Raw genomic sequence first — 22122 nt, forward strand, 5'->3', positions numbered from 1 at the left:
CGTGTCCCTTTTGTCCTCAAAAATAGGTCGCTTACGAATACCCTGCGGGCTTGTAAGTGCTTTTTATAACTTTGTTCTCAGTCCTATGACCAGAGCATTCCCAATTATGTTGGCCCTTCTGCTGGGCTTTTTTTCGAGCCATTCTCAAGAGAGAAGAGGCACTTACTTTGGTGTTCAGTTCAAACCCATGATATCCGGGAGCTTAATCAATGAAGGCGTCCCTTCTGGAACAGAAAATGGAATCAACTTTGAAGTAACCAAGCAGTTCGGGTTTTCTGCCGGAATGGTGATCCGTCATGACTTTACTAAAATGTTCAGTGTAGAATCCGGAATTTCGTTTGTGCAACGTAATCAGAATTACCATGTTTACGATCCGGTTAGAGACTACACCTTTGATCAGGAGTTTGGAACCGTGGGTTATGAAATACCGCTACTTGGATTGGTTTATATCCAATTGAGCGATCAGGTATTTATGAATACATCTTTCGGAGTTTCTTTCGATATGTACCCCAGTGATATTAAGGTTGAGTCTGATGACGATCGGGTGAACATGATTGGCCAGCGTGCAGGATGGATTCTTCCAGCTTTATCGGCGAACATCGGATGGGAGTGGAGAACCAAAGAAAATGGTTCATTCTACATTGGAGGAACCTACCACAGAAGCTTTGGCGATACGTATGAGTTTATTGCTGAATACGATTACAATCGTTTGGATACAGCTTCAGTTGTCACTCCCATGTACTTAACCACCAATGGGAACTACCTCACTTTAGATTTCCGTTACTTCTTTCATGAAGACCCGGAGAAAAAACAATTGCGGAAAGACAAATCCAGAAGACGCCGCTAATTAGAATTTCATTCTACGCTTTCTTTTCTTGATAAACGGGTGGGCTCCACCTGGACGCTTAGTGCGCTTCCTTATTTTGGTGAAATTGTAGGTTAAAGAAACCGTGGCGGTTAGAAAATGATCTTTGTTTTTAGGATTTCCACGAGGTGCCCCCTTCGCACTCCATCCTGGATTACTTCCATCGGTTCGGTCCGCTAAATCAGCCGCAGCATCGCCTTTTTCGGCACGTAAAACATCGTTGTCGTAATACACCGTACTAGCGTCATCCAGGTAATCTGTAAACGTGAATCGATAGCTCAAATCTAAGCCCACCTTAAAGTTTTGGCTGAGAACGTAATCGGCCTTCAATCCAAATGGAATGGAAAATGAAAAAGGTGAGTAGGGTTCTGGCCCATCGGGCAGGCCTTGTCCTTCTGTTCCCAAGGGACGGAGGGCAGTACCATCGGCTTTAGGGTTGTAATAGAAAAAGCCTGCCCCCACAAATACAATCACATCGATCGGGAGCTTGGCCATACCTTTTGCTCCAGGAATATGCAACAAGTGGCCCACTTTGTTTCTTAGAATGTAGTATTCAAACAGAAGACTTCCTTCATAGATCTGGGTCGTAAACGAGAGGTTCCGGTAATTCCTTTCCGGGTTGGATGTCAATTTATCACTCCCGCTGATCGTGGCATAAGTAAAATTGGCTCTTACCGCCATTCGGTAGGAGAGGTGATAGCGATAGCCGAAGGTTATAGCCGGTTTAAATTGACTCATTTCCAAATCAAGCAGCCATACTCGTCCGGCACCGGCTCCACCACCGAGGTCACCCAAGTAGTTGGCGACGCCAGCTCCAAACATGATTTCGTGACGGTGCTTTCGCCAGGCATTTTGTTGGTTGAAGTATTGACCATAGCTGGGCAGAGCAAAAAGCAGTGCTCCCAATAAAACAGGTATGGTCCAAATCTTTTTCATGACTAACCGCTAAGGTTATGCTAACCAACGTTGTGCCAAACAAATATATTGGCAAGGTACGGAGAAGATGCTAAAATTTTGGACGTACTTTACGTTTGGGCTTTTTGTAGATGTGAATGAAGGGTGCGTAGGTCCAGGTTATGGCTACGGAGAAGTAGGAATCTTTACGGTCTGGATTTCCTCGCGGAGATCCAGGTTCCGACCATCCATCTCTCGATCCGTCGGTTCGGTCGCTCATTTCAGCGGCGAGATCGCCGTTGGCTTTGCGAATTTCTTCTTTGTCAAAATAAACCGTGCTAGCATCGTCCAGGTAATCGGTGGTGGTAAAGCGATACGTCAGGTCCAATCCCAATTGCATAGACCGGGTAATCATATAGCCACCAGAAACTCCAACCGGAAAGGCTATAGCCAAACGGGAGTATTTTTTCGTGCCACCTACTCCTTGTCCTTCAGTGCCCAAAGGTTGTAAGGCAACGCTTCCGTACTTGGGATTAAAGTAAAAGAATCCAACTCCCAAATGAGCTGATGCAGCAAACTTTTGTCCGGTTTTTCCAATGACCGATTTTTGGTAGAAGCCGCGTCCGTAATTGGCTCGAAGAATATGATATTCTCCAAGAACGGCTAATTCAAAAATGTTGGAGGTAAATTCAAGGTTCCGGTATTTCCGCTCTTCGTTTTCAGTAAGAGCATCACTTCCGCCTACCCGGCCATAAAAGAATTGTGGACGAATGGCAAAGCGGTCATCAATGTTGTACCGATAGCCCAAGCTAAAGCAAGGTCTAAACATGGAAATCTCAACATCCTTTGGTGAGAAGTTAGCAGCCGGGCCGGGATTTCCACCTAATTCACCCAAGTAGTTACTTCCACCGACACCCACGATAAGCTCATGACGGTAAAAGTTCCACTTTCGCTTGCTGTTTGCATTCTTGGAGGTTCGTTGAGCAAAGGCTAGTTGAAAGCTCAGCGCAAACAAGGTAAATATGAAAATCGTACGTTTCAAACTTCGCATTGCATTGGTCGGTGCAAAATTAACTCAAAATCCACTTTTTCCTAAATAATTATAGAGGATCAACATTAATAACCAGTCGAACAGCCTTGTAGTTGGGGGACTTTCGGAATTCATCGAGCAATTCAAGCAGCTCAATTTTTAACTGGGCATTGGAACTGTCGCGTGAAAGTTTGATCAGGATATTTTCGTGATACAAGTTCCGAATCCTTGCGATAGCGGGAGTTTCGGGCCCTAAAATTCGATCTCCGAATCGACCGCGTAGAATTCGGGCCAGCTGTCGGGCAGCATCTTGATTCAACTCCCGTGATCGATGTTTTAAAGTGATCAGAACAATGCGGGAATAGGGTGGATAATTGAACTGCCTGCGGTGAACCAATTGATCTTTGACCATGCCTTCATAGTCGTTGTCGATCACCTTTCGAATAATGAAATGTTCGGGTTCGAAGGACTGGATAATTACCTTGCCTCGTTTGTTTTTTCTTCCAGCTCGTCCGGCTACTTGAGCCATCAAATGGTAAGAACGTTCAAAGGCTCTAAAGTCAGGATAATGGAGCATGTTGTCAGCACTAAGAATTCCCACCAGGCTTACCCGGTCAAAGTCCAGTCCCTTGGTGATCATTTGGGTCCCAACCAAAATATCGGTATCACCGGCTTCAAAGTCCGATAGCATTCGCTGGTAGGAGTTTTTGTTGCGAGTGGTATCCAGGTCCATTCGGGCAATTCTCGCTTTGGGGAAAAGCAGGGAGAGGTCTTCTTCAACCCGTTCTGTTCCAAATCCGGCCAATTTTATTTCGTGCCCGCCACAAGCTGGACAAGTATGAGGTACATGTTGATGAAACCCACAATAATGGCAAGAAAGCTGATCTCGATATTTGTGGTAGGTCAAACTGATGTCGCAGTTTTTGCATTGCGGCACCCAGCCACAAGTTTGGCAGCGCAGTGTAGGTGAGAATCCACGCCGGTTGCGGAAAAGGATGATTTGCTCTTTATTCTCCAGGGCCTCTTCCATCGCTTGGAAAAGCATAGGCCCCAAATTGGCTTTCATTTCTTTTCGCTTGTAGGCCTTGGTTAGATCGTCAACAAAAATTTCCGGGAGTTGAATATTCCCATGTCGCTTCTTAACGGATACCAGCCCAAACTTTCCGGTTTGAGCATTTCGATAGGTTTCAATCGCTGGTGTGGCTGAACCTAAAAGAACCTGAGCCTTGTAGATAGAGGCCAATACCACCGCTGAATCTCGGGCATGATAGCGAGGTGCCGGATCAAACTGCTTGAAGGAGGTTTCGTGTTCTTCATCCACGATGATCAAACCCAAACGAGGCATGGGAACAAAAAGAGTAGAGCGTGCTCCGATTACCACATCGTAGCCATCATCGGCCAATGCCCGGTTCCAGATTTCAACCCTTTCGTTCACGTTAAACCGAGAATGGTAAACCCCCATTCGATTGCCAAAGCGATGCTTCAGGCGATTGACCAGCTGAGTTGTTAAGGCAATTTCGGGTACCAGATAGAGCACCTGTTTGCCTTGTCGGATGCACTCACGGGCCAATTGAATGTATAATTCTGTTTTGCCACTGGAAGTTACCCCATGTAACAAGGTGACAGGCTTTTCATTCAGATTGATTCGTAACTCTTCCAAGGCTTTTTCCTGGTGCTCGTTGAGCGGAAAATCGGTTTCATCGGCATCCTCAAATTCGCCAACCCTTCCCAATTCTTCAGCATATACTTCGAGCACTCCTTTTTCGACCAAACTCTTCACCTGAGCCAATGAGGCTTCAGCCGCTTGATACAGTTCGGTTTTCTTTACCGGTTTTGGATTTGCCGTATGCCACCCGGATAGCTTGATGTAAGTCATGAGCACTTCCAACTGCTTTGGAGCACGTGACAATTCATCAAATTTTTCCTGAAGCACTTCCTCCTGTTGGCAGCTTGGAGTCAACCGCACCCAGTCTACCATTTGAGGTTTGTATTTCAGCTTTAGGTCTTCCTCTGATATGGCCACCTTTTGTTCGATTAGCCTTTTTACCAGGGGCATTACCGTTTTTTGGCCCAATATCTCAGAGATCTCTTGCAGAGTCAGTTTCTCTTGATTTTCAAGTGCTTCAGAAACCAGGTATTCCTTGTCGTTGAGTTCAGAGAAGTCACCATCAAAGTCCGGATGAATTTGAAGTATCGTTTGGCTGCTGAGGTTTAATCCTGAAGGAAGAGCCGATAGCATTACTTCACCCATGGAGCAGAGGTAATAATCACTCATCCACTCCCAAAACTTGAGCTGTTCCGGATAAATGATAGGAGCATCATCCAGAATCTCATCGATGTATTTGGCCTGATAATCCTGAGGGGGGTGCTCATGTACTCGGGCTACCAGAGCTGAATACAATTTAGATTTTCCAAACTGGACCACCACCCGAGTCCTTTCTTGAATCTGATCATTGAGTCCTCTTGGAACCCGGTAAGTATAGAGCCGGTTCAAGGGAAGAGGTAATATGACGTCAACAAAAAGGGTAACCATGATGCGTTTTGCAAATTTAGCAGAGTCATTCACAGAGGCGGCATGCCTCCTTCCATATTCGAGATATCCTTTTTGAACGGTAAAACGGCGGGTATTCACGATCTAAAAAAACTTATACCATCTTTGTTTTCCTCATGTCAACGAAACGATCTGACCTATGGAAGGCTCTTGGACCGGGCCTGTTGTACGCCGGTGCTGCGGTAGGTGTTTCCCACCTGGTTCAATCCACTCGGGCTGGAGCCCAGTTTGGTTATGCCCTCATTTATGCTCTGGTGCTGGCCAATTTGGTGAAGTATCCCTTTTTTCTAATGGGGCCTCAATATACCGCTGCCACCGGTGAGAGTTTGTTAGCGGGTTACAAGAAATTAGGAAATTGGGCGGTTTGGTCTTTCCTCGTGCTCACCATCCTAACCATGTTCTTTGTTATCGCCGCCATTGCGGTGGTTACGGCTGGTTTGGCTGGTCATCTATTACCCTGGTCTTTTGATCCGGTAGTTTGGTCCATAGGCCTCACGGTTTTCTGCGCACTCATTCTTCTGGTAGGTAAGTATAGTCTCCTGGACAGAATGATTAAATGGGTCATTCTCATTTTATCGGTTACTACTCTGGTTGCCTTTTTCTCTTCCTTTGGTTGGAGCGCTGAAAAGGTGGGGACTCCATTATCTTTTTCATTTAAAGACCAGGCCCATTTACTGTTTCTATTTGCGTTTATTGGATGGATGCCGGCTCCTATGGACATCTCGATTTGGCACTCGGTTTGGGCCGAGACAAGAAACAAACTCACTGGTCATCAAGCCTCACCGCGTCAAGCCAGATTCGATTTTAATGTAGGCTTTATCGGAACGGCTCTTTTGGCCATTTGCTTTTTGGTGTTAGGCGCCCGGATGTTTTACGGTACAGGAAACGAATTGGAGGTGAAATCTTTGGCTTTTGCTGGTCAGTTGATTGACATGTACACCACCTTGCTTGGGCCGGTCTTTTTCTGGGTAATTGCTCTTGCGGCTTTTACGACGATGTTTAGCACCACACTCACTTGTTTAGATGCTTTTCCACGAGTACTTAGTGAGGCCAGTGGATTATTGACAAGTCGAAAGGAGGAGGGCAACAAGAAAACCTACCCTTTGTTTATGTTGGTCCTGGTAGCTGGAACCATCTTGTTCATTCTGTTTTTGCTGGGCAATATGGGGCAGATGGTCGATTTGGCGACTACCTTATCCTTTCTTACTACTCCCTTTTTGGCCCTACTCAATTTCCTGGCCATTCGACAAGCTGAAAAAGCGGGCCATCTGCGTATGAATCCTCTATTAAAGGGATTGAGTTACGTTGGATTTCTCGTGTTGATCGGAATGGCTATCTGGTATCCTTTTATCCGATTTGGAATGGCCGGATAATTACCAGGGGATCACCTTGATTCCAACCACCATGACCCGAGCTTTTGGGGCTTCTCCCTCAGCCCAGTAATCGGTAAGACTGTAATTGCCAAACAAGTGAAAGTTTCCATAACCAATGCGAACCGTAGCAGTGGCTCTCCAGGGGTTTTGATGCATGTTGGATTTACGGCGTATGGTGTTGCAAATTTCACCATCCCAGAATTTGATCTTTTGTTTTCCCGTCAATCGGTAGCCGAGTATTACACCTGCTGCAATGTGAAAAGACGAAGAGTTGTATTGAGATGTATTTACTCCCAGAAGCAAGGGAACTGTTACCCAGCTATTTTTCATGTTATTGTTACGGTAGCCGAATACGGTATCCGTTCTTAGGGTCATGGAGTCACCTTCTGATACCATAAGGTCGTTTCCTTTGAGCTGAAAATTGTAGTAATCTAACCCAATTCCAACCACTCCTTTGAAGTACTCCCCAACAATAGGAATGCCTTGCTCATAAATATTGACTCCGAAGTAAAAGGAGCGACCATAATCCAGTTGCATGCCTTTGAAACCCGCTGGAGGTACATCCGTTCCATCCTCATAGATCAAGGAGTTGATACCGATATCCAATCCCTGCCAATGCTTGTTTTTTCGATCCTGCCATTCTTCCCAGGAATAATCGAAATTCATTCGATTGTCATCCAGGTTGATGTCACCACCACCGGGGTGTGTTTGTGATTTTAAGACAGGTGAAATAAGGAGTGCTGCAAGTAGAAAAAATAAGGTTCTCATATCTGAATTTTTACCTTAACGAAGGTAACCAATTCCGATGCTGCGGCCTATCCTTTTAAGGGGAATCCAAGAAGAAATTTTCGGGAACGAAGGAGCTCTATAAAGGGCTGTGACTGTTCAAACAAAAAGTCTGAATCGCTAACGCCGAAGGAGGCACCTGCACGAATTAAGGCTTCTCCCAGGTGGTTGGCCGTAGCACTTAGCTGTTCCAAGGCTTGAAAAAAGAGAGGCGATAAGGCCATAAACTGGGCAGATCCTGAATCGGGATCTCTAAGAATGAGCAGGTGGTATTCTCCAGGTTGGAGAGCCGCGTCTTCCGCTTTTACCTGATGAAATGGGTAGGAGATAGTGAGTAGACGATGATGGGGATTGCATACCACTGGATCCGTTCTCCAATCACCGCTCTCATGGTAGACTTCCACGGGTTGATCTTCTTCGCAATACACTTCTATTTCTGTCCATTCAAAAAAGACCAGTTCTTCCAGGTAAGGATAGTTTTCTTTAAGCTCAAATTCATTTTCCCTGAGATAAACCACGAGCTCGTAAGGCATTTTCCAAACCTGGTAATTCTGACAAGGGTGAACAGCAAAAAAACGTTGAACAAGTCCATTCCACTCCTCTTTACTGAGAATACGAAAGGTGACAGGATAGGCCGTTCTTAGGGTGTCGTAAGCGATGTTATAGACCAAACGGCGGTAATGGGGCAATCGATCAGGAGAAACCCCGGGCATATCGGTAGCTTCACCAGTGCGGCAGTAGTTAGCCAATTCGGATTGCCAATGACGGGTATCGTCGCTTAATGGGTGGGTGATTTCTGCCATGCTTTTTGACCTATGGATCGTAATCGACTCAATTCGTTTTGTAAAATCGGCCAATCGGGAATGTTGAAGTCGCGTTCCAACAATACCGGAACCGGATTAAGTTTGGGCAGGGTTTCTTCAAATAGCTGATACACCGGATCAATGATGTTTTGCCCATGAGTATCAATAATGAGGTCCGGAGCTACTTGTTCGTGCCCAGCCATGTGGATGTAGGCCACCCGGTCAAGAGGAAGGGCGTTGATGTAATCGGTGCTTGAATAAGTATGGTTAAAGCTGTTTACATAAACGTTATTAACGTCGAGTAGCAAACGGCAGTCAGATTGATTCAGAATCGCCGAAACGAATTCCTCTTCTTTCATTTCCGGAGCCAGTGGAGTGTAGTAACTCACGTTTTCCAGAATAAGTGGCCTTTCCAAAAAATCCTGTACCACACGAATGCGTTCCGCAATGTGATCCACAGCATCTTGGCGAAAGGGGATGGGGAGCAAATCATACAGGTGAGCGTTGTCGCATTTGCTGTAGGATAAATGCTCAGAATACAACGACACCTGATAGTGATCCAGAAACTTCTTGAGTTCGTTCAGAAAGTCCATATCGAGCGGATCCGGACTTCCAATAGAAAGGGAAAGACCATGGCAAACCAAAGGATATTTTTCTACTGCTTCATCCAGTTTTTTTCTCCAATATCCGCCCAGTCCCATCCAGTTTTCGGGAGCAACTTCAATGAAGTCAGGCTTTCCGTCTTCCAGTGAGATTATTTCATCGGCGATATCTCGCCGAAAACCAATACCTGTTCCTGTGATTGTATTCATGTAAAAAAGGCCCTTTGGCATTCCGATTTTACCGGAAGCAAAAGGGCCTCGTATTAAAGTTTATTTGAGATTAGTGAGAGCCGCACTTGCCTTCTCCACACTTACCTTCACCGCATTTGTGTTCTTGAGTTTTACCTTCTTTGGCTTTCTCATCAGACTTAGCCTTCTCGTCCGATTTACTCTCTTTGGATTCAGCTTTCTTATCCTCTCCGGATTTGCCTTCACCACACTTGCCTTCACCGCATTTTCCTTCGCCACATTTCAGCTCAATTTCGCTGTTGTTCATCATTACAGGAGTATCGAATGGGTTGTTCAATTGAATCAACTCACTTCTCAACTCTGCCCCTGATCCGAGGTCTTGTACTTGAAACAATTCACCAGCTTGAGCAGGATTTGCCAACGCACCCAAAGTCAGGGTACCTGTTGCTATGGCAGCAACTTTTCCTAAGTTCTTTTTGCTTTTCATCACGCTTATTATTTTTAAATTATCACGATAACGGAAGGCTAAAGTTGATAAATCGTGTAAGTAAGTATTGTCTTTAAAAGTACAAAATGGAGATATAACCACCAAGGGCTGGCGATTTTCAGACTATTTCACAAAACTGCAGAGGGAGCTTTATTGCTCAGCTGGTGCGTTCTGTTTCTGGCACTCTAATACGGCTTTAACGATGTCGTATTCGGCGGCTCGATAAACGAAGTCATCTTCCAAAGGACAGTTCTTCATGAAGGCTGCGGCGTCAGAATCGGATTCAATTCCCGTAATCTTTTTGACAACGTCAATGTTGTACTTCCGTTGAATTTCACGCTCACGAGCATTAGTCTCCTTAGCCTTGGACAGTTTCTTTTTTTCCTTCGCTTCCTTGCTGAACTTATTATATAGGAAGGTAATCGGTGAGCCTAAGGATATATGCGCGTTCAAATCGGTGGGGACATCTTCAAGCGTCTTAGGTTGATCTTTGTACTCAAAGATTTCAACTTCCTTCCCTTCGATTTCCCTGGTCTTAAACTCATCCGCAAATTCGTCTTTCGATCCGAAAGGATTTACATTAACCGGATTCAGTACATAAACCTCAGGCTCCATGAATACGGTAATTTCGATCGCATCCGGAATAAACAGACTTTGGGTAAAAATCAGCTTATCCTTAAAACCAATAGACGAGAGCTCAATCGTGTCTCCTTGCCGATAGGGGAGGATAAATGTTCCATCCGTATAGGAATGAGTTGCGTGTCCGGTATTGTTGTTCACCACATGCACTCCCGCCAATCGGGTAGAATCCTTGGTGCTTATGATTTTGGCTTTCAGTAATTTGATTTGAGCGGATCCCGAAAATGCGATACCCACAAAAAGCAGTATGGTACTGAAAATAATGGTATTTCTGCGGCTAATCATGAGGGCGTAAAAATAGCCAATTTAACGCTCTGACTGGGATTTTATTTCAGTAAATCCAAGGCTTCCTTGGAGGTGATGGTCTTGCCTTGGTACTCACCTACAACAAACGCTCCCTTAATGTTCTGACCGGGCAATCCGCTGGCCGCATTCTGAGCTTCATCATAACTATCGTATGGTCCAAGATAATAGCGGGTCAGTCCATCATTTCCTTTTTCATAGGTGATGCTTCCCAACTTAACGAATTGATTGAAGTCAGTCATCGGGATGGCATTTTGGTAGGATCCCAATTGAATTTTGAACTTCACATCCTTGGAATTCACGTTGGAAGGAGTCGTTGTTGTTGGAGTGGTAGTAGGACTTTCTCCACCAGCAGGAGGTTCGTAGGTGGCACCCGCTTGAGACAATGGAATTTGATCTCCTTCGCTAAAGGCCTTAACCAGGCAGTCGCCATAACCTTGAGCCTTAAGTTCAACTCGACCAGAGGCGGCATCTTCATACGATTTGTAGTTACCAGCGTAGTAGCGGGTAAGGCCATCGCTGCTCTTCACGCCAATGACTCCACCTGGAATATCAGCAAATGTACCGGCTGGAACCTGATTACGGAAGGCACCAACCTGGATGCGGAATACCATTCCTTCCTGTTCAAGAGCTTTACCCTTACTGTCTCCAACGAATACACCACGTGTATCAGCTGTTACTACTTTACCCGTAACGGTTTCTTCTACAATAGCACGGGTGTCAAATCCTTTATCTCGTAGCGATTTGTCCTTGGCCATTGCATCGGCAATATTATCGTACTGTCCAACCAGAATAGCTGAGCTATCACCATCGTTAACCGATTTCAAGGCAGGTTCGCTCAACAAATCTTTAGCCTGATCGGGTGAAAGTTCATCTCCGGAGATTTGAACGCTGTAGCGGCTGTATTTTCTTCTTTCCGTAGCCGAAGGCACATCCTTGGTATAAATGGTATCCTCAATTTTAGAAAGGGTTCCGGTAGAATCCAGGAATCGGAGGTAGATGGCTTCCAGCTGCTCATCAGTAAGTGCAACACCGTTGGAGTCAACTACAGAATTTTCAGCCGAATTCAATTCTAAATCACGGTAATCTGGAACACCGTCGCCGTCGGTATCATAAGGGCAACCAACACTGTCAACTTCTACACCTTGAGGAGTGCCGAGGCATTGGTCAATCAGGTTTTGTACACCGTCTCCGTCCTCATCACCTGTAGTCATTTCAGCCAATTCTTCGTCCGAAATTAGGTTGTCGGCCATGGTTTGCTGAGCACGATGTTTAGATAAGTCATAGGTCAACCCAATGTGGGTATAGAGCAATTGGTCAATTCCGCCATCGCCTTTATATAAACCCTTCCCATCTTTCGACACTCCGTCGATCATGTCTGATAATAGAATGTTATAAGTAACACCTACCTGCGCATGCATCCGATTAGTCATTCGCATATTCACTCCAGCTCCAAAAGGAATCATGAAGGTGAATTTTTCGTAGTAACCAGCTCCGGTGATATCACTTTCCCGAATATCGGTTTCGTAATTATAGTCGCGAACCAGTTTTTGGGCCGAGTTCAGGTTATCCGGAGTCTCTTCCCGGTCTCGAATCGTTCCGTCACTCCAGTAATGGTAAAGATTTCCATTGGCATCATAAAGGTCCGTCTTCGAATTGAAGATCAAAGAGCTAAAACCAATCGATAAATAAGGATCAACGATGCGTTCGGAATTTAAGAAGTGGTGGAAATTGTAAAGCAGGTTTACACCAAAAGTATTGATGGTGCTTTCAAAATTTCGGTTGTATTGAGCCGATCTTTCGTTGGCCGAAGCCTTACCAAAAATCGTGTTGAATTCGATGTAAAAGCTGTTTTTTAGAGGAAAACTCAATTGGAGTTCCGCAGCAAGGTTGGATGTAAGTGGATTATTCGCTCGTTGATTTTTAGAAAGATCGCCGAAATAAGTGAGGAATCCACCAGACAATCCGATGATCGGTCTAAAATCACTGATCTCGCTTTCAGGCTCCGAACCCGAGAACTCGGTTTCGGGTTCCGTTGGTGGAGTTTCTTCTTCTGTGCTGGCGGTTACCGGCTCTTCTGTTTCTAAACTATCCGTTTGCGCGATTCCAGTTTGAGGAAGGCTGAACAGTAAAAAACAAACGACTATCAGAGGAATCGTTAAGTATGTCGATCGGGTCGTCATCAAAGCCCTAAAAGTAATAATTCGCCCATAAATATAATCCAATACCCAGAACCCCGATTACTTAAACCACTTTTGGCGAGTAATCATGAGGGCTTCTTGTACGGTAATGCGCTCTCCGTTGTTGTAGGCTGTTACAAAGGGACCGTCAAATTGATATCCTCCCGCATTAATTTCTTCTCTGGAATCACGAGCATCCTTATATATAAGGTAGGATCCTGTCGTGTATTTCACCCATCCTTGGTGATTTTCAAGAATAAATTCCTGACTCCAGTTGTGCTTCTTCTGAAAATAGGCGGCATCCACAATGTTGTGCCCGGCAGCTATTTGTACACGATAATTAACACCGGTGTTGGGTGAAGGGATGGGTGAGGTGTTTCCTAAGTTATCATTATTGCTTGCTGAAACCGGGTTAGACTCTTCGGTTTCGGTGGTGTTATTTTCTTCCTGAGCTTCTACAACCTCGGTCGCTTCTTCTTCGGTGGCCTCTTCTTCCGTGTCCGTATTGGTGAGCGTTTCGGTTAGAACAACGTCTTCTTTCACCTCTTCTTCGGTAGTGGTTTCTTCGGCGGTTACCTCCGTAACTTCTTCTTCTTGAGTGGCCGTTTCGTTCTGAGCCATCGTGGAAGTTTCTTCTGTGGTGGTTTCCTCTTCTTCCGAGGTTGCCGTGGCGGTTGTTTCTTCGGTTGACGATTCTTCAGTTTCTTCTGTCTCTTCCGGTTCCTGGGTTTTTACCGGTGCAACGGCCACAGCTGCTCCTGTTCCCGTGCTTCCATTTCCAGAAGAGATAGACGAATTATTGTTGGATTCCTCAGAACTTGTGCTGCTGGATGAGCTTTGGGTAGAAGGACTTTCCTCAGTCGATCCTTCATTGCTGGCCATCATTTCATCGCCAAACAGAATATCTTTTTTCACGGTTTGTCCGTCATCCAGGTAGGAGAATTCTCCGTAGATGGCAGTAACATCCTGGTTGCTCGCACCCGACAAGTCTACGTCATAAGTAATAGTTACAATCTGATCTTGAGGTACCGCCATCCAGACAAATCGAGCTTTGTTTTTGACGAAGGAGAAGGAGGCATTCTTGGTGTCACCTTTAGTTACTTTTCCACCCATCGGAACATATTCCTGAATCCGGCTAAAACCCTCGATTCCCTCTTTGTCAATCGTAATTTCAATGGTGTGCAAGGTTCCTTGAGAGGAAACTACACGACGCTTAACCGAAGCCCTGGCTGCCACTTTGGTTTCTTGTTGACTGGCTTCTGCTGCCGCCAATTGATCCGCAGAACCAATGGCAATTTGTTTTTTGGGAATGTGGAAAGCCCGCTTTTCGTTGTTTTCGATATAGGAGAATTTTCCTCCAATGTCTGCGGTCATTTGAACGCCAGACGCCACTTTCACTTTGTAGCTAATCGTAAAGGGTTCCTTTTCGGGAAATTCAACCCAGAAAATTTTGATTTGCCCATTGGCAAAGGTGAAGGAGGCATTGCCCAATTCGCCGGCTTCGGCGGTCAATCCTTCCGGTAAAGTTTCAGTGTACTTGGTAAATCCCTTGACTTCACCCGGTGTGAATTTTAATTCTACGGTGAACTCTGATCCTGCTTCCGCTTTTTCTGGAGCGACCAATTCGACCTTCAATTCTTCCTTTTTGTACTCGTAAGTAGGCAAGAAGATGAGTGGGAAAAGATGAAGGAAAACGAACAAATTTCGAAGCATAGCGAGTAGTTTGAATATGCGTTAGCAACAAAGCTACCCTTACCGTATGCGGCTTTCTGTTCAAAACTAACCGCAGTTGCAAACATAAACCTGTGGATAAGGAAGGCCTATGTTTGCTATGCTTGATATGTAAGTTTAAGAATTACAGTGTGTTAAGCTGGTTTTTAATGGTGTTTTTAAAGCCCTTTTTAGGGCTTGGAGTTATTAAAAATGAAATGTTAATTCCCGGTTGTTGCGGGGTTTTTAGAAGTTTGGTCGCAATAAGTACTTGGTGTAGAACTTGTTGATTTCACTAACCGCTTCGTCTGAATTGTCCACGATTTTGAACAGATCCAAATCCTGAGGACTAATGTTGCCTTCTTTAAGCATTACATTCTTTACCCAGTCCATCAATCCGGTCCAATAGTCGCTTCCAACCAAGATCACGGGAAAGGCTCCAATTTTTTTGGTTTGGATCAAAGTCATCGCTTCAAAAAACTCATCCAGGGTACCAAATCCACCTGGCATTACCACAAAACCCTGGGCGTATTTCACAAACATCAATTTGCGAACAAAGAAGTAATCAAAGGTGATCAACTTATCTCCATCAATGTAGGGGTTGTTATGTTGTTCGAAAGGAAGATCAATGTTCAATCCCACTGATTTTCCATTGCCGCGTTGTGCTCCCTTGTTGGCAGCTTCCATAATACCTGGTCCTCCGCCTGAAATAATACCGTAACCTTCCAAAGTAAGTTTGTAGGCGATTTCCTCGGCCATTAAATAATAGGGAGTATCAGGTTGGGTTCTTGCCGATCCAAAAATGGAAACACAGGGGCCAATTTTGGCCAATTTTTCAAATCCCTCAACAAACTCGGACATGATTTTGAAAATCGCCCAGGAGTCGTTGGTTTTAATTTCGTTCCAGTTTTTGGTTTTAAAGGCACGTTTTATCCGTTCTTCTTCTGACATAAAGATGAAATTTTAAATGTTTAAGATCTAAATCCCGGTGGTCGAAACCTGTAGTTCCCTCGGTTTCGAAGTGGTTTGGCAAGATAGGAAAATGTACCGGAATCCGTTTTATGGGAAAGATAACAGACGTTAAAATTGGCCGAGCGAGGAAAATGGAGTGTGAGCAGAAATGATTTTATCCAATTTTAAGACCCTCAACCAAACAGTTCGATTCCCTCGCCGTTATTAGGGAGGAAAAGGTGAGCTCATATAATTGGATATATTTGCGCAGCAAGGGTGAGCAATAGGAAATGCGACGGTTACTAACAAATACCATGGTGCTTCTGATGGCCGTATTGGCAACATCGTGTACCAAATGGCCTTGGCAGAATTGTGAGAAGGGACGAGGTGATCGGGTTGAAGAGGTAAGGAACTTTCCAAACTTTCATACCTTCATTCTCGATGTGCCTGGAGAGGTTATTCTTCATCATGATACCGCCCGCCCATCCAGTGAGTTGGTTTTGTTTGCTCAAAAAAATGTTCTGGGTAAAATCAGTACTGAGCTGAGTTCTGGAATCGTCACCGTTACCTTCGATGATTGTTTTCAAGATCACCAGGATCTTAGATTTACCCTTTACACCGGTGGATTAAAAAAAGTCATTTTCAATTCCTCTTCTCGGGTAAAAACGGCCACCGCCATCCGCGGAGATCATTTTACCGTGGAGGTGAATGGGACATTGTCAGCTGATATGACCTTTTTCATTGATTCATTGGCTACCCTTTATCCAGGAAAAGGAAGTGGAACTTTTCAAGGGTATGCGCACAAATACTACAATAAGATTGATGCAGCATCCTCGGTATATTCCGGTAATCTTGTTTCTGATTCCGTATGGACGGAATTGCATGGAGCAGGTTACAATGAAATTCACGTAGTGGACTACCTAAATGCCACCATTTCCGGCTCTGGAAATATCCTTTATACGGGTGGCGCCGATACCTTGGATGTGGTAGAAAACATCACCGGATCAGGAAGCCTGATCAACAACAATTGATTTCTTACACTTGGCGAATGGAAAGTCCGATTCGGTTTCTTTTCCGATCGATTGATATGACTTTAACGTCCAGGGTCTGATGCAAACTCAAAACTTCGGTAGGATCGCTTACATAGGCATCGGCCATTTCAGATAGGTGGACCAGGCCATTTACTTTAATCCCGATATCAACGAAGGCTCCGAATCCAGTCAAATTGGTTACAATTCCTGGTACAACCATGCCTTCGGTCAAATCATCTACTGTTTTTAACCCCTTCTTAAATTCGAACACTTTAGCTCGTTTTCTGGGGTCTCTTCCCGGTTTTTGAAGTTCTTGTAGGATGTCATTTAAGGTGTATTCACCCATTTCTTCGGTGAGGTAATCCTTGGTGTTTATCTGTTCGGTCAATTCCGAATTACCGACCAATTCGCTTACAGATACGCCCAAAGTTCTGGCCATTTTCTTCACCACCGAATAGCGCTCAGGGTGAACCGCAGATCCATCGAGGGGATTTTTTGGATTTGAAATGCGAAGGAATCCAGCTGCTTGTTCGAAGGATTTTGGTCCCAAAAGGGGGACATTCTTCAATTCTTCACGGGTGGTAAAGGCTCCTTTTTCCTGGCGATAGTTGACCAGGTTTTGGGCCAACTTTTCACCCAAGCCCGAAACGTAAGTAAGTAGCTCCTTGCTTGCTGTATTTACGTCTACACCCACATGGTTTACACAGTTTTCCACCACCTGATTCAGTCGATTTTTAAGTCGTGTTTGATCCACGTCATGTTGGTACTGTCCTACGCCAATCGACTTGGGTTCAATCTTTACCAGCTCGGCTAAAGGATCCATCAAGCGGCGACCAATGGAAACAGCTCCCCTTACCGTTACATCATACTGTGGAAATTCCTGGCGGGCAATTTTCGAAGCGCTGTAAACCGAGGCTCCTGCTTCACTAACCACAAATACTTGTAAGTCCCGATCGAATCGAATGGATCTAATCAATTGCTCGGTTTCTCTTCCAGCCGTTCCATTGCCGATAGCAATAGCCTCTATACGATAGGAACGGACCAGGGTAGAAATCTTTCCGGCTGATTTACGGTCGTTTTTAGGGGCGTGTGGGTAAATGGTTTCGTTGTGAAGCAAGTCGCCTTGTTCGCTTAGACAGACTATTTTGCATCCGGATCGGAACCCTGGATCAATGGCCAGAATTCGTTTTTCACCCACCGGTGCGCCCAAGAGAAGTTGCTTGAGGTTTTCGCCAAAAATGCGAATAGCCACCTCATCCGATTTCTCGGTCCAATCTTTTAGAAATTCATTTTCTATCGAAGGACGAATCAACCGGGAGTACGAATCTCGAAGCGCCTTTTTGATTTCGGTATCGCAGGGCGAGGAATATCGGATGGCCTGTCTTTCCAATTCTTCCAGTACTTTTTTTCGATCGGGTTGTACCTGGTACTTGAGAAAACCTTCACGCTGGCCGCGTTTTATGGCCATGAATCGATTGGGTTTACAACGCCTTACTTCTTCGGAGAAATCAAAGTAGTCGCGGTACTTTTCTCCTTCCTCTTCTTTTCCAGAAACTACCTTGCATTGAATTACCGCATGGCGTTGGTAGTACCTTCTAACCGTATTTCGCAACCGACGATTTTCAGACATCCATTCCGCCATAATGTGGCGAGCTCCTTCCAACGCTTCTTCCATGGATTTTACCGGACCCTTAACAAATCTTCCAGCCAGGTATTCGGGATCTCCACTGCCTTTCATGATGGATCCAGCAAGGGGCGAAGACCTTTTTCAATGGCTACAGTGGCTTTCGTTTTACGCTTGGGCTTATAAGGGAGATAAAGGTCTTCCAAGGTGTTGAGCTCAGTACAATCCAATACCGATTGCTCAAGTTCTTCCGTGAGAACATCCTGTTCCTTTAAGCTTTTCAGGATCGTTTCTTTCCGATCTTCCAGGTCCTTCCAGCGTTGGTAGGCATCTCGGATGGATTCGAGCTGAACTTCATCCAATCCTTTGGTTCTCTCCTTCCGATACCTGGCAATAAACGGAATGGTGGCTCCCTCGTTGAATAGAATCAAGGCCGATTCGATTTGTGAGGCAGGGAGGGTAAGCTTTTGAGCAATGAAACCCGCTACTTGAGCTGTGGATTGGGACCTTTCCATACTTTTGCAGCCAAATGTATCACCTTCAAATTTGCCGGGATGGAGTACTACGATAAAAATTTCAGATTAGGAGTATTGGGCGGCGGTCAGCTTGGTCGCATGTTGATTCAGGAAGCGATTAATTATGACGTGAAAATTGCGGCTTTGGATCCTTCGGCTGAAGCACCCTGCAGTCGAATTGCACATGACTTTGTTCAAGGTGATTTTGCCGATTATCAAACGGTGATGGATTTCGGTCGCGACAAGCAGGTAATTACCGTGGAAATTGAGCACGTAAACGTTCAAGCGCTCAAAGATTTAAGGGATTCGGGCGTAAAAGTCTTCCCGCAACCTGAAGTGTTGGAAATCATCAAAGACAAGGGCAAGCAAAAGCTATTTTACCAAGAAAACGGCATTCCTTCGGCCGACTTTTTCCTGGTTGACGATAAAGCTGGAATGGCTGAATTGGCCCATGAAATGCCTTTTATGCAAAAAGCCAGAACAGGTGGATATGATGGAAAAGGAGTAACTCCGGTTCGAAACGAGGAGGAAATGAACCAAGGGTTTGATTGCCCATCCGTACTCGAGAAATTTGTTGATTTTGAAAAAGAACTTTCTGTCATTGTTGCTCGAAACGAAAAGGGCGAAATGGAAACTTTCCCGCTGGTAGAGTTGGACTTTAATCCGGAAGCTAATCTCGTTGAGTTTTTATTTGCCCCGGCACGGGTAGGAGTCGAAATTGAAGAAAAGGCTCGGGCAATTGCTCTTAAAACGGCCGAAGCTTTTGGCGTGGTAGGAATTCTCGCGGTGGAGTTGTTTTTGACTCGAGAGGGAGAAGTTTTGGTTAATGAAGTGGCGCCTCGTCCACACAATTCAGGCCATCAAACCATTGAAGGAAATTATACTTCACAATATGGCCAACACCTTCGTGCCATCACCGGAATGCCTTTGGGCGATACTTCAGCTCGTGGCGCTTCAGTTATGGTTAACCTATTAGGAGAAAAGGGATTTCAAGGACCAGTTAAATACGAAGGGTTGAATGATGTAACTGCCTGGAAGGGAGTCTACGTGCATTTGTACGGCAAAACCCAAACCAAATCTTTCCGGAAAATGGGGCATGTGACCATCGTTTCTGATACCTTGGAAGAAGCTCAAAAAACAGCTCATCAAGTGAAAGATACCTTGAAGGTGGTAGCCGAATAGGATATTCCAGGTTGTTTAGAACGGACAAGAAGGGCCTTTAGGAAGGCTTTTTTCCTGATTTGTAATGGGTTCATTTCAGAGCACGGAAATTTTCAAATTACTTTTTAACCTGTTTTTTGAAGTCAAGTTGGCTTGGTGCTTATGTCTATGGCTTTAAAGTTGAAGGGGTTACAGTTCATTTGTGATGAGTTTGGAGTAGATGGTCTCCCATTCGCTTTTTTGGGCCTTCAAAAACTCGGAACATTTTTTCATCAATAGGGTAAGATCCGGGTATTCATAAGGGATTTTTGAATAGTTTGGTACGAAAATTTGATTGCGATGAGGCCAGGCATTTTTTTGTTTTTTGTCCTGTTTATTGGACTTGCTTCCTGCGGGGGTTCTCCCTCTAATTCGGAGGTTGTCAGCCCGGTAGAACCGGTTGAAAAAGAGGAAAAGGAAGCGTATCAGGTTCAAATCATGTTTTACAACGTGGAAAACCTGTTTGATACGATAGATAATCCCAAAACCAAAGACGAGGAGTTTACCCCGGATAGTGATAAAAAATGGGGGCTTGAACGCTACCAAACAAAATTGGATCGTTTGGCTCAAGTTGTCCTTTCTGTAGATTCGATGGGGCCAGTGGCTGTTCTTGGCCTGGCTGAAGTAGAAAACCGAGCTGTTCTGGAAGATTTAATTGCGCATCCCAGCTTGGCTAACCGTCGATGGGGTATTGTACATGAACAAAGCCCGGATTTTCGGGGAATTGATGTGGCTTTGATCTACGACAGTGCTTGGTATCAACCAAATGGCTATGATTATGTTACCGTAAAGCTTCCCAATTCTGATCGAACTACTCGAGATATTCTTAAAGTGACCGGACAGTTGAAAGGTGGCGAACAAATGGCCTTTTTTGTAAACCATTGGCCGTCCCGCTATGGAGGGCAAGAAGCTTCAGAGCCAGGAAGGATAGCTGCAGCAAAAGTGCTTCGTAAAGAAGTATCGGCCTATGATAAACGCAATCCTGATGGCAACTTTGTAGCCATGGGAGACTTCAATGATTATCCAACCAACAAGAGTGTACAGGAGATTTTGGGTGCCGGATGGGGGATGAGTTCTCTTATCAAAATTTGATGGCACAATCAACCTTTGGCGATACCGTAGGTAGTTATAACTACAAAGGCGAGTGGGACTTTTTGGATCAGTTGATCGTAAATGCACCATTGGTTGATCAGGTAGATTCGGTTTATGCCCATAGTCGCCCTTATATGCTTTATTACAACAAGAAGTACCAAAACCATGCACCGTCGAGAACGTATAGTCGGGATACCTACTATGGTGGCTATTCAGATCACCTTCCGGTGGTGGTGACGTTTACCTTCAATTAATTAACACGATGAAAAAGATTTATGGTTTAGTTCTGGCCCTGGTAGCCAGCTTTTCGCTATCCGCACAGGATTTAGTGGCTTTGTATGAAAAGGTTGATCCGGCCGTAGTGGTGATTTATACCGAGGGCAAAGAAGCGCTTGGCGGTGGTAGTCGATTGAATCAAGTTTCTGCTCAGGGATTGGGCAGTGGAGTATTAATAGACAGTGAAAAAGGCCTGATTATGACCGCGGCTCATGTGGTTCAAGGGGCAGATAAAGTACAGGTTGAATTCGTAACCGGCGAATCCATCCCAGCTACCATTGTGAGAAGTGTTCCTCATTCTGATGTGGCCTTGATTAAACTCGACTGGAAGCCTTTTAAAGCCGTAAAAGCAGTCCCACTCGGAAACAGCGAAAACGTAAAGGTGGGTGAAGATATTTTTATCATTGGAGCGCCAATGGGGTTGGAGCATTCCCTTTCTCGTGGAGTAATTAGTGGACGTCATTATGTGAACCGGGTGACTGGTTCCGGTAAGAAGTTGGAGTTTTTTCAAACCGATGCTTCTATCAACCAGGGAAACTCCGGTGGCCCCATGTTCAATATGAAAGGCGAGGTGATCGGATTGGTGAGCTACATTCTCACTCAAAGTGGTGGATTTGAAGGAATCGGTTTCGCAGCCAGTTCTGAAATTGCCTCCAAAATGCTATTGGAAGAAAATCATTTTTGGACCGGACTTGAAAGTGTTTACGTAACAGATGAAATTGCTGCGGCGCTCAACGTTCCGCAACCCGGTGGATTGCTGGTTCAAAAGGTGGTTAAGGTTTCGCCTACCGGGAGAATGGGACTTCAAGGAGGAACATTTAAGGCCTACATCGAAGGAGAAGAAGTGCTCATCGGTGGAGACATTATTTTGAGTGTTAACGGAGTGCCTTTTACAACGGAAGAAAACCTGGAAAAAGCGAACGACATTCTGGTCAATCTACCTCCGGGAGGAGAGTTTACCTTGAGCGTATTACGAGCTGGAAAGATTATGGACGTTAAAGGAAATGTTCCTACAAATTAG

The 22122-nt window shown here is 45.0% G+C and carries 18 protein-coding genes and 1 pseudogene; 7 read left to right on the forward strand and 12 right to left on the reverse strand.

All coding sequences use genetic code 11. The features are described 5' to 3' along the window. The first annotated feature begins 85 nt into the window (after positions 1–85). On the forward strand, positions 86–847 hold the full coding sequence (locus tag KFE98_11565) for a hypothetical protein (GenBank protein ID UTW60689.1): 762 nt from the start codon (positions 86–88) through the stop codon (positions 845–847). On the opposite strand, the gene KFE98_11570 is transcribed toward KFE98_11565, so the two are convergent. The 3 genes from KFE98_11570 to priA form a co-directional block, all read right to left on the reverse strand. Continuing rightward, positions 848–1801: a hypothetical protein gene (locus KFE98_11570; GenBank protein ID UTW60690.1), complete on the reverse strand. Its 954-nt coding sequence runs from the start codon at positions 1799–1801 to the stop codon at positions 848–850. A gap of 70 nt (positions 1802–1871) precedes the next feature. After that, positions 1872–2801 (reverse strand): hypothetical protein, encoded by a 930-nt coding sequence (locus KFE98_11575; GenBank protein ID UTW60691.1) that lies wholly within the window; start codon positions 2799–2801, stop codon positions 1872–1874. 58 nt (positions 2802–2859) lie between these two features. Then, entirely contained in the window at positions 2860–5322 is a 2463-nt protein-coding gene (gene priA / locus KFE98_11580) for a primosomal protein N' (GenBank protein UTW64696.1), read from the reverse strand. A 134-nt stretch (positions 5323–5456) separates the two neighbouring features. Here priA and KFE98_11585 point away from each other — a divergent pair, with 134 nt between their 5' ends. Then, positions 5457–6713, forward strand: coding sequence for a divalent metal cation transporter (locus KFE98_11585; protein ID UTW60692.1), 1257 nt, complete (start codon positions 5457–5459; stop codon positions 6711–6713). On the opposite strand, the gene KFE98_11590 is transcribed toward KFE98_11585, so the two are convergent. From KFE98_11590 to KFE98_11625, 8 genes are all read right to left on the reverse strand, one after another. Continuing rightward, positions 6714–7481, reverse strand: coding sequence for an outer membrane beta-barrel protein (locus KFE98_11590; protein ID UTW60693.1), 768 nt, complete (start codon positions 7479–7481; stop codon positions 6714–6716). It lies immediately after the preceding gene. A 47-nt stretch (positions 7482–7528) separates the two neighbouring features. After that, positions 7529–8302, reverse strand: coding sequence for a putative DNA-binding domain-containing protein (locus KFE98_11595; GenBank protein ID UTW60694.1), 774 nt, complete (start codon positions 8300–8302; stop codon positions 7529–7531). Then, complete coding sequence (locus KFE98_11600; GenBank protein UTW60695.1) at positions 8278–9114, reverse strand: DUF692 domain-containing protein; 837 nt, start codon at positions 9112–9114, stop codon at positions 8278–8280. Before KFE98_11600 ends, KFE98_11595 begins: the two co-directional genes overlap by 25 nt. A gap of 70 nt (positions 9115–9184) precedes the next feature. After that, positions 9185–9580, reverse strand: a complete 396-nt coding sequence (locus tag KFE98_11605) for a hypothetical protein (protein UTW64768.1) — start codon at positions 9578–9580, stop codon at positions 9185–9187. Positions 9581–9730: 150 nt separating this feature from the next. After that, the gene (locus KFE98_11610; protein ID UTW60696.1) at positions 9731–10504 is read right to left on the reverse strand and encodes a hypothetical protein; all 774 of its coding nucleotides are present in this window, start codon (positions 10502–10504) and stop codon (positions 9731–9733) included. Positions 10505–10545: 41 nt separating this feature from the next. After that, on the reverse strand, positions 10546–12705 hold the full coding sequence (locus KFE98_11615; GenBank protein UTW60697.1) for an SPOR domain-containing protein: 2160 nt from the start codon (positions 12703–12705) through the stop codon (positions 10546–10548). Positions 12706–12762: 57 nt separating this feature from the next. Further along, positions 12763–14415, reverse strand: coding sequence for a hypothetical protein (locus tag KFE98_11620; protein UTW60698.1), 1653 nt, complete (start codon positions 14413–14415; stop codon positions 12763–12765). A gap of 243 nt (positions 14416–14658) precedes the next feature. Continuing rightward, the gene (locus KFE98_11625) at positions 14659–15363 is read right to left on the reverse strand and encodes a TIGR00730 family Rossman fold protein (GenBank protein ID UTW60699.1); all 705 of its coding nucleotides are present in this window, start codon (positions 15361–15363) and stop codon (positions 14659–14661) included. A gap of 290 nt (positions 15364–15653) precedes the next feature. On the opposite strand from KFE98_11625, the gene KFE98_11630 reads away from it, so the two are divergent. Then, positions 15654–16394, forward strand: a complete 741-nt coding sequence (locus KFE98_11630) for a DUF2807 domain-containing protein (GenBank protein UTW60700.1) — start codon at positions 15654–15656, stop codon at positions 16392–16394. Between the two features lie 4 nt (positions 16395–16398). On the opposite strand, the pseudogene KFE98_11635 reads toward KFE98_11630, so the two are convergent. After that, positions 16399–18533, reverse strand: a pseudogene (locus tag KFE98_11635) (RNA-binding transcriptional accessory protein). Between the two features lie 39 nt (positions 18534–18572). Between KFE98_11635 and KFE98_11640 the strand changes: the two are divergent. The 4 genes from KFE98_11640 to KFE98_11655 all read left to right on the forward strand — a co-directional run bounded on the left by KFE98_11640 (position 18573) and on the right by KFE98_11655 (position 22122). Beyond that, the gene (locus tag KFE98_11640) at positions 18573–19715 is read left to right on the forward strand and encodes a 5-(carboxyamino)imidazole ribonucleotide synthase (GenBank protein ID UTW60701.1); all 1143 of its coding nucleotides are present in this window, start codon (positions 18573–18575) and stop codon (positions 19713–19715) included. A gap of 318 nt (positions 19716–20033) precedes the next feature. Then, complete coding sequence (locus KFE98_11645; protein UTW60702.1) at positions 20034–20825, forward strand: hypothetical protein; 792 nt, start codon at positions 20034–20036, stop codon at positions 20823–20825. After that, on the forward strand, positions 20825–21079 hold the full coding sequence (locus KFE98_11650) for a hypothetical protein (protein ID UTW60703.1): 255 nt from the start codon (positions 20825–20827) through the stop codon (positions 21077–21079). Before KFE98_11645 ends, KFE98_11650 begins: the two co-directional genes overlap by 1 nt. A gap of 8 nt (positions 21080–21087) precedes the next feature. Next, on the forward strand, positions 21088–22122 hold the full coding sequence (locus tag KFE98_11655) for a trypsin-like peptidase domain-containing protein (GenBank protein UTW60704.1): 1035 nt from the start codon (positions 21088–21090) through the stop codon (positions 22120–22122).

The organism is bacterium SCSIO 12741, assembly GCA_024398055.1.
GTDB lineage: Bacteria > Bacteroidota > Bacteroidia > Flavobacteriales_G > Salibacteraceae > SCSIO-12741.

Bases quoted from the DNA above. Each gene is read 5' to 3' on its own strand.
- KFE98_11600 (UTW60695.1), bottom strand. From the start codon at position 9,114: ATGAATACAATCACAGGAACAGGTATTGGTTTTCGGCGAGATATCGCC.
- KFE98_11640 (UTW60701.1), top strand. From the start codon at position 18,573: ATGGAGTACTACGATAAAAATTTCAGATTAGGAGTATTGGGCGGCGGT.
- KFE98_11565 (UTW60689.1), top strand. From the start codon at position 86: ATGACCAGAGCATTCCCAATTATGTTGGCCCTTCTGCTGGGCTTTTTT.
- KFE98_11570 (UTW60690.1), bottom strand. From the start codon at position 1,801: ATGAAAAAGATTTGGACCATACCTGTTTTATTGGGAGCACTGCTTTTT.
- KFE98_11620 (UTW60698.1), bottom strand. From the start codon at position 14,415: ATGCTTCGAAATTTGTTCGTTTTCCTTCATCTTTTCCCACTCATCTTC.
- KFE98_11595 (UTW60694.1), bottom strand. From the start codon at position 8,302: ATGGCAGAAATCACCCACCCATTAAGCGACGATACCCGTCATTGGCAA.
- KFE98_11650 (UTW60703.1), top strand. From the start codon at position 20,825: ATGGCACAATCAACCTTTGGCGATACCGTAGGTAGTTATAACTACAAA.
- KFE98_11630 (UTW60700.1), top strand. From the start codon at position 15,654: ATGCGACGGTTACTAACAAATACCATGGTGCTTCTGATGGCCGTATTG.
- KFE98_11625 (UTW60699.1), bottom strand. From the start codon at position 15,363: ATGTCAGAAGAAGAACGGATAAAACGTGCCTTTAAAACCAAAAACTGG.
- KFE98_11655 (UTW60704.1), top strand. From the start codon at position 21,088: ATGAAAAAGATTTATGGTTTAGTTCTGGCCCTGGTAGCCAGCTTTTCG.
- KFE98_11645 (UTW60702.1), top strand. From the start codon at position 20,034: ATGAGGCCAGGCATTTTTTTGTTTTTTGTCCTGTTTATTGGACTTGCT.
- KFE98_11585 (UTW60692.1), top strand. From the start codon at position 5,457: ATGTCAACGAAACGATCTGACCTATGGAAGGCTCTTGGACCGGGCCTG.
- KFE98_11615 (UTW60697.1), bottom strand. From the start codon at position 12,705: ATGACGACCCGATCGACATACTTAACGATTCCTCTGATAGTCGTTTGT.
- KFE98_11605 (UTW64768.1), bottom strand. From the start codon at position 9,580: ATGAAAAGCAAAAAGAACTTAGGAAAAGTTGCTGCCATAGCAACAGGT.
- KFE98_11590 (UTW60693.1), bottom strand. From the start codon at position 7,481: ATGAGAACCTTATTTTTTCTACTTGCAGCACTCCTTATTTCACCTGTC.
- KFE98_11610 (UTW60696.1), bottom strand. From the start codon at position 10,504: ATGATTAGCCGCAGAAATACCATTATTTTCAGTACCATACTGCTTTTT.
- priA (UTW64696.1), bottom strand. From the start codon at position 5,322: ATGGTTACCCTTTTTGTTGACGTCATATTACCTCTTCCCTTGAACCGG.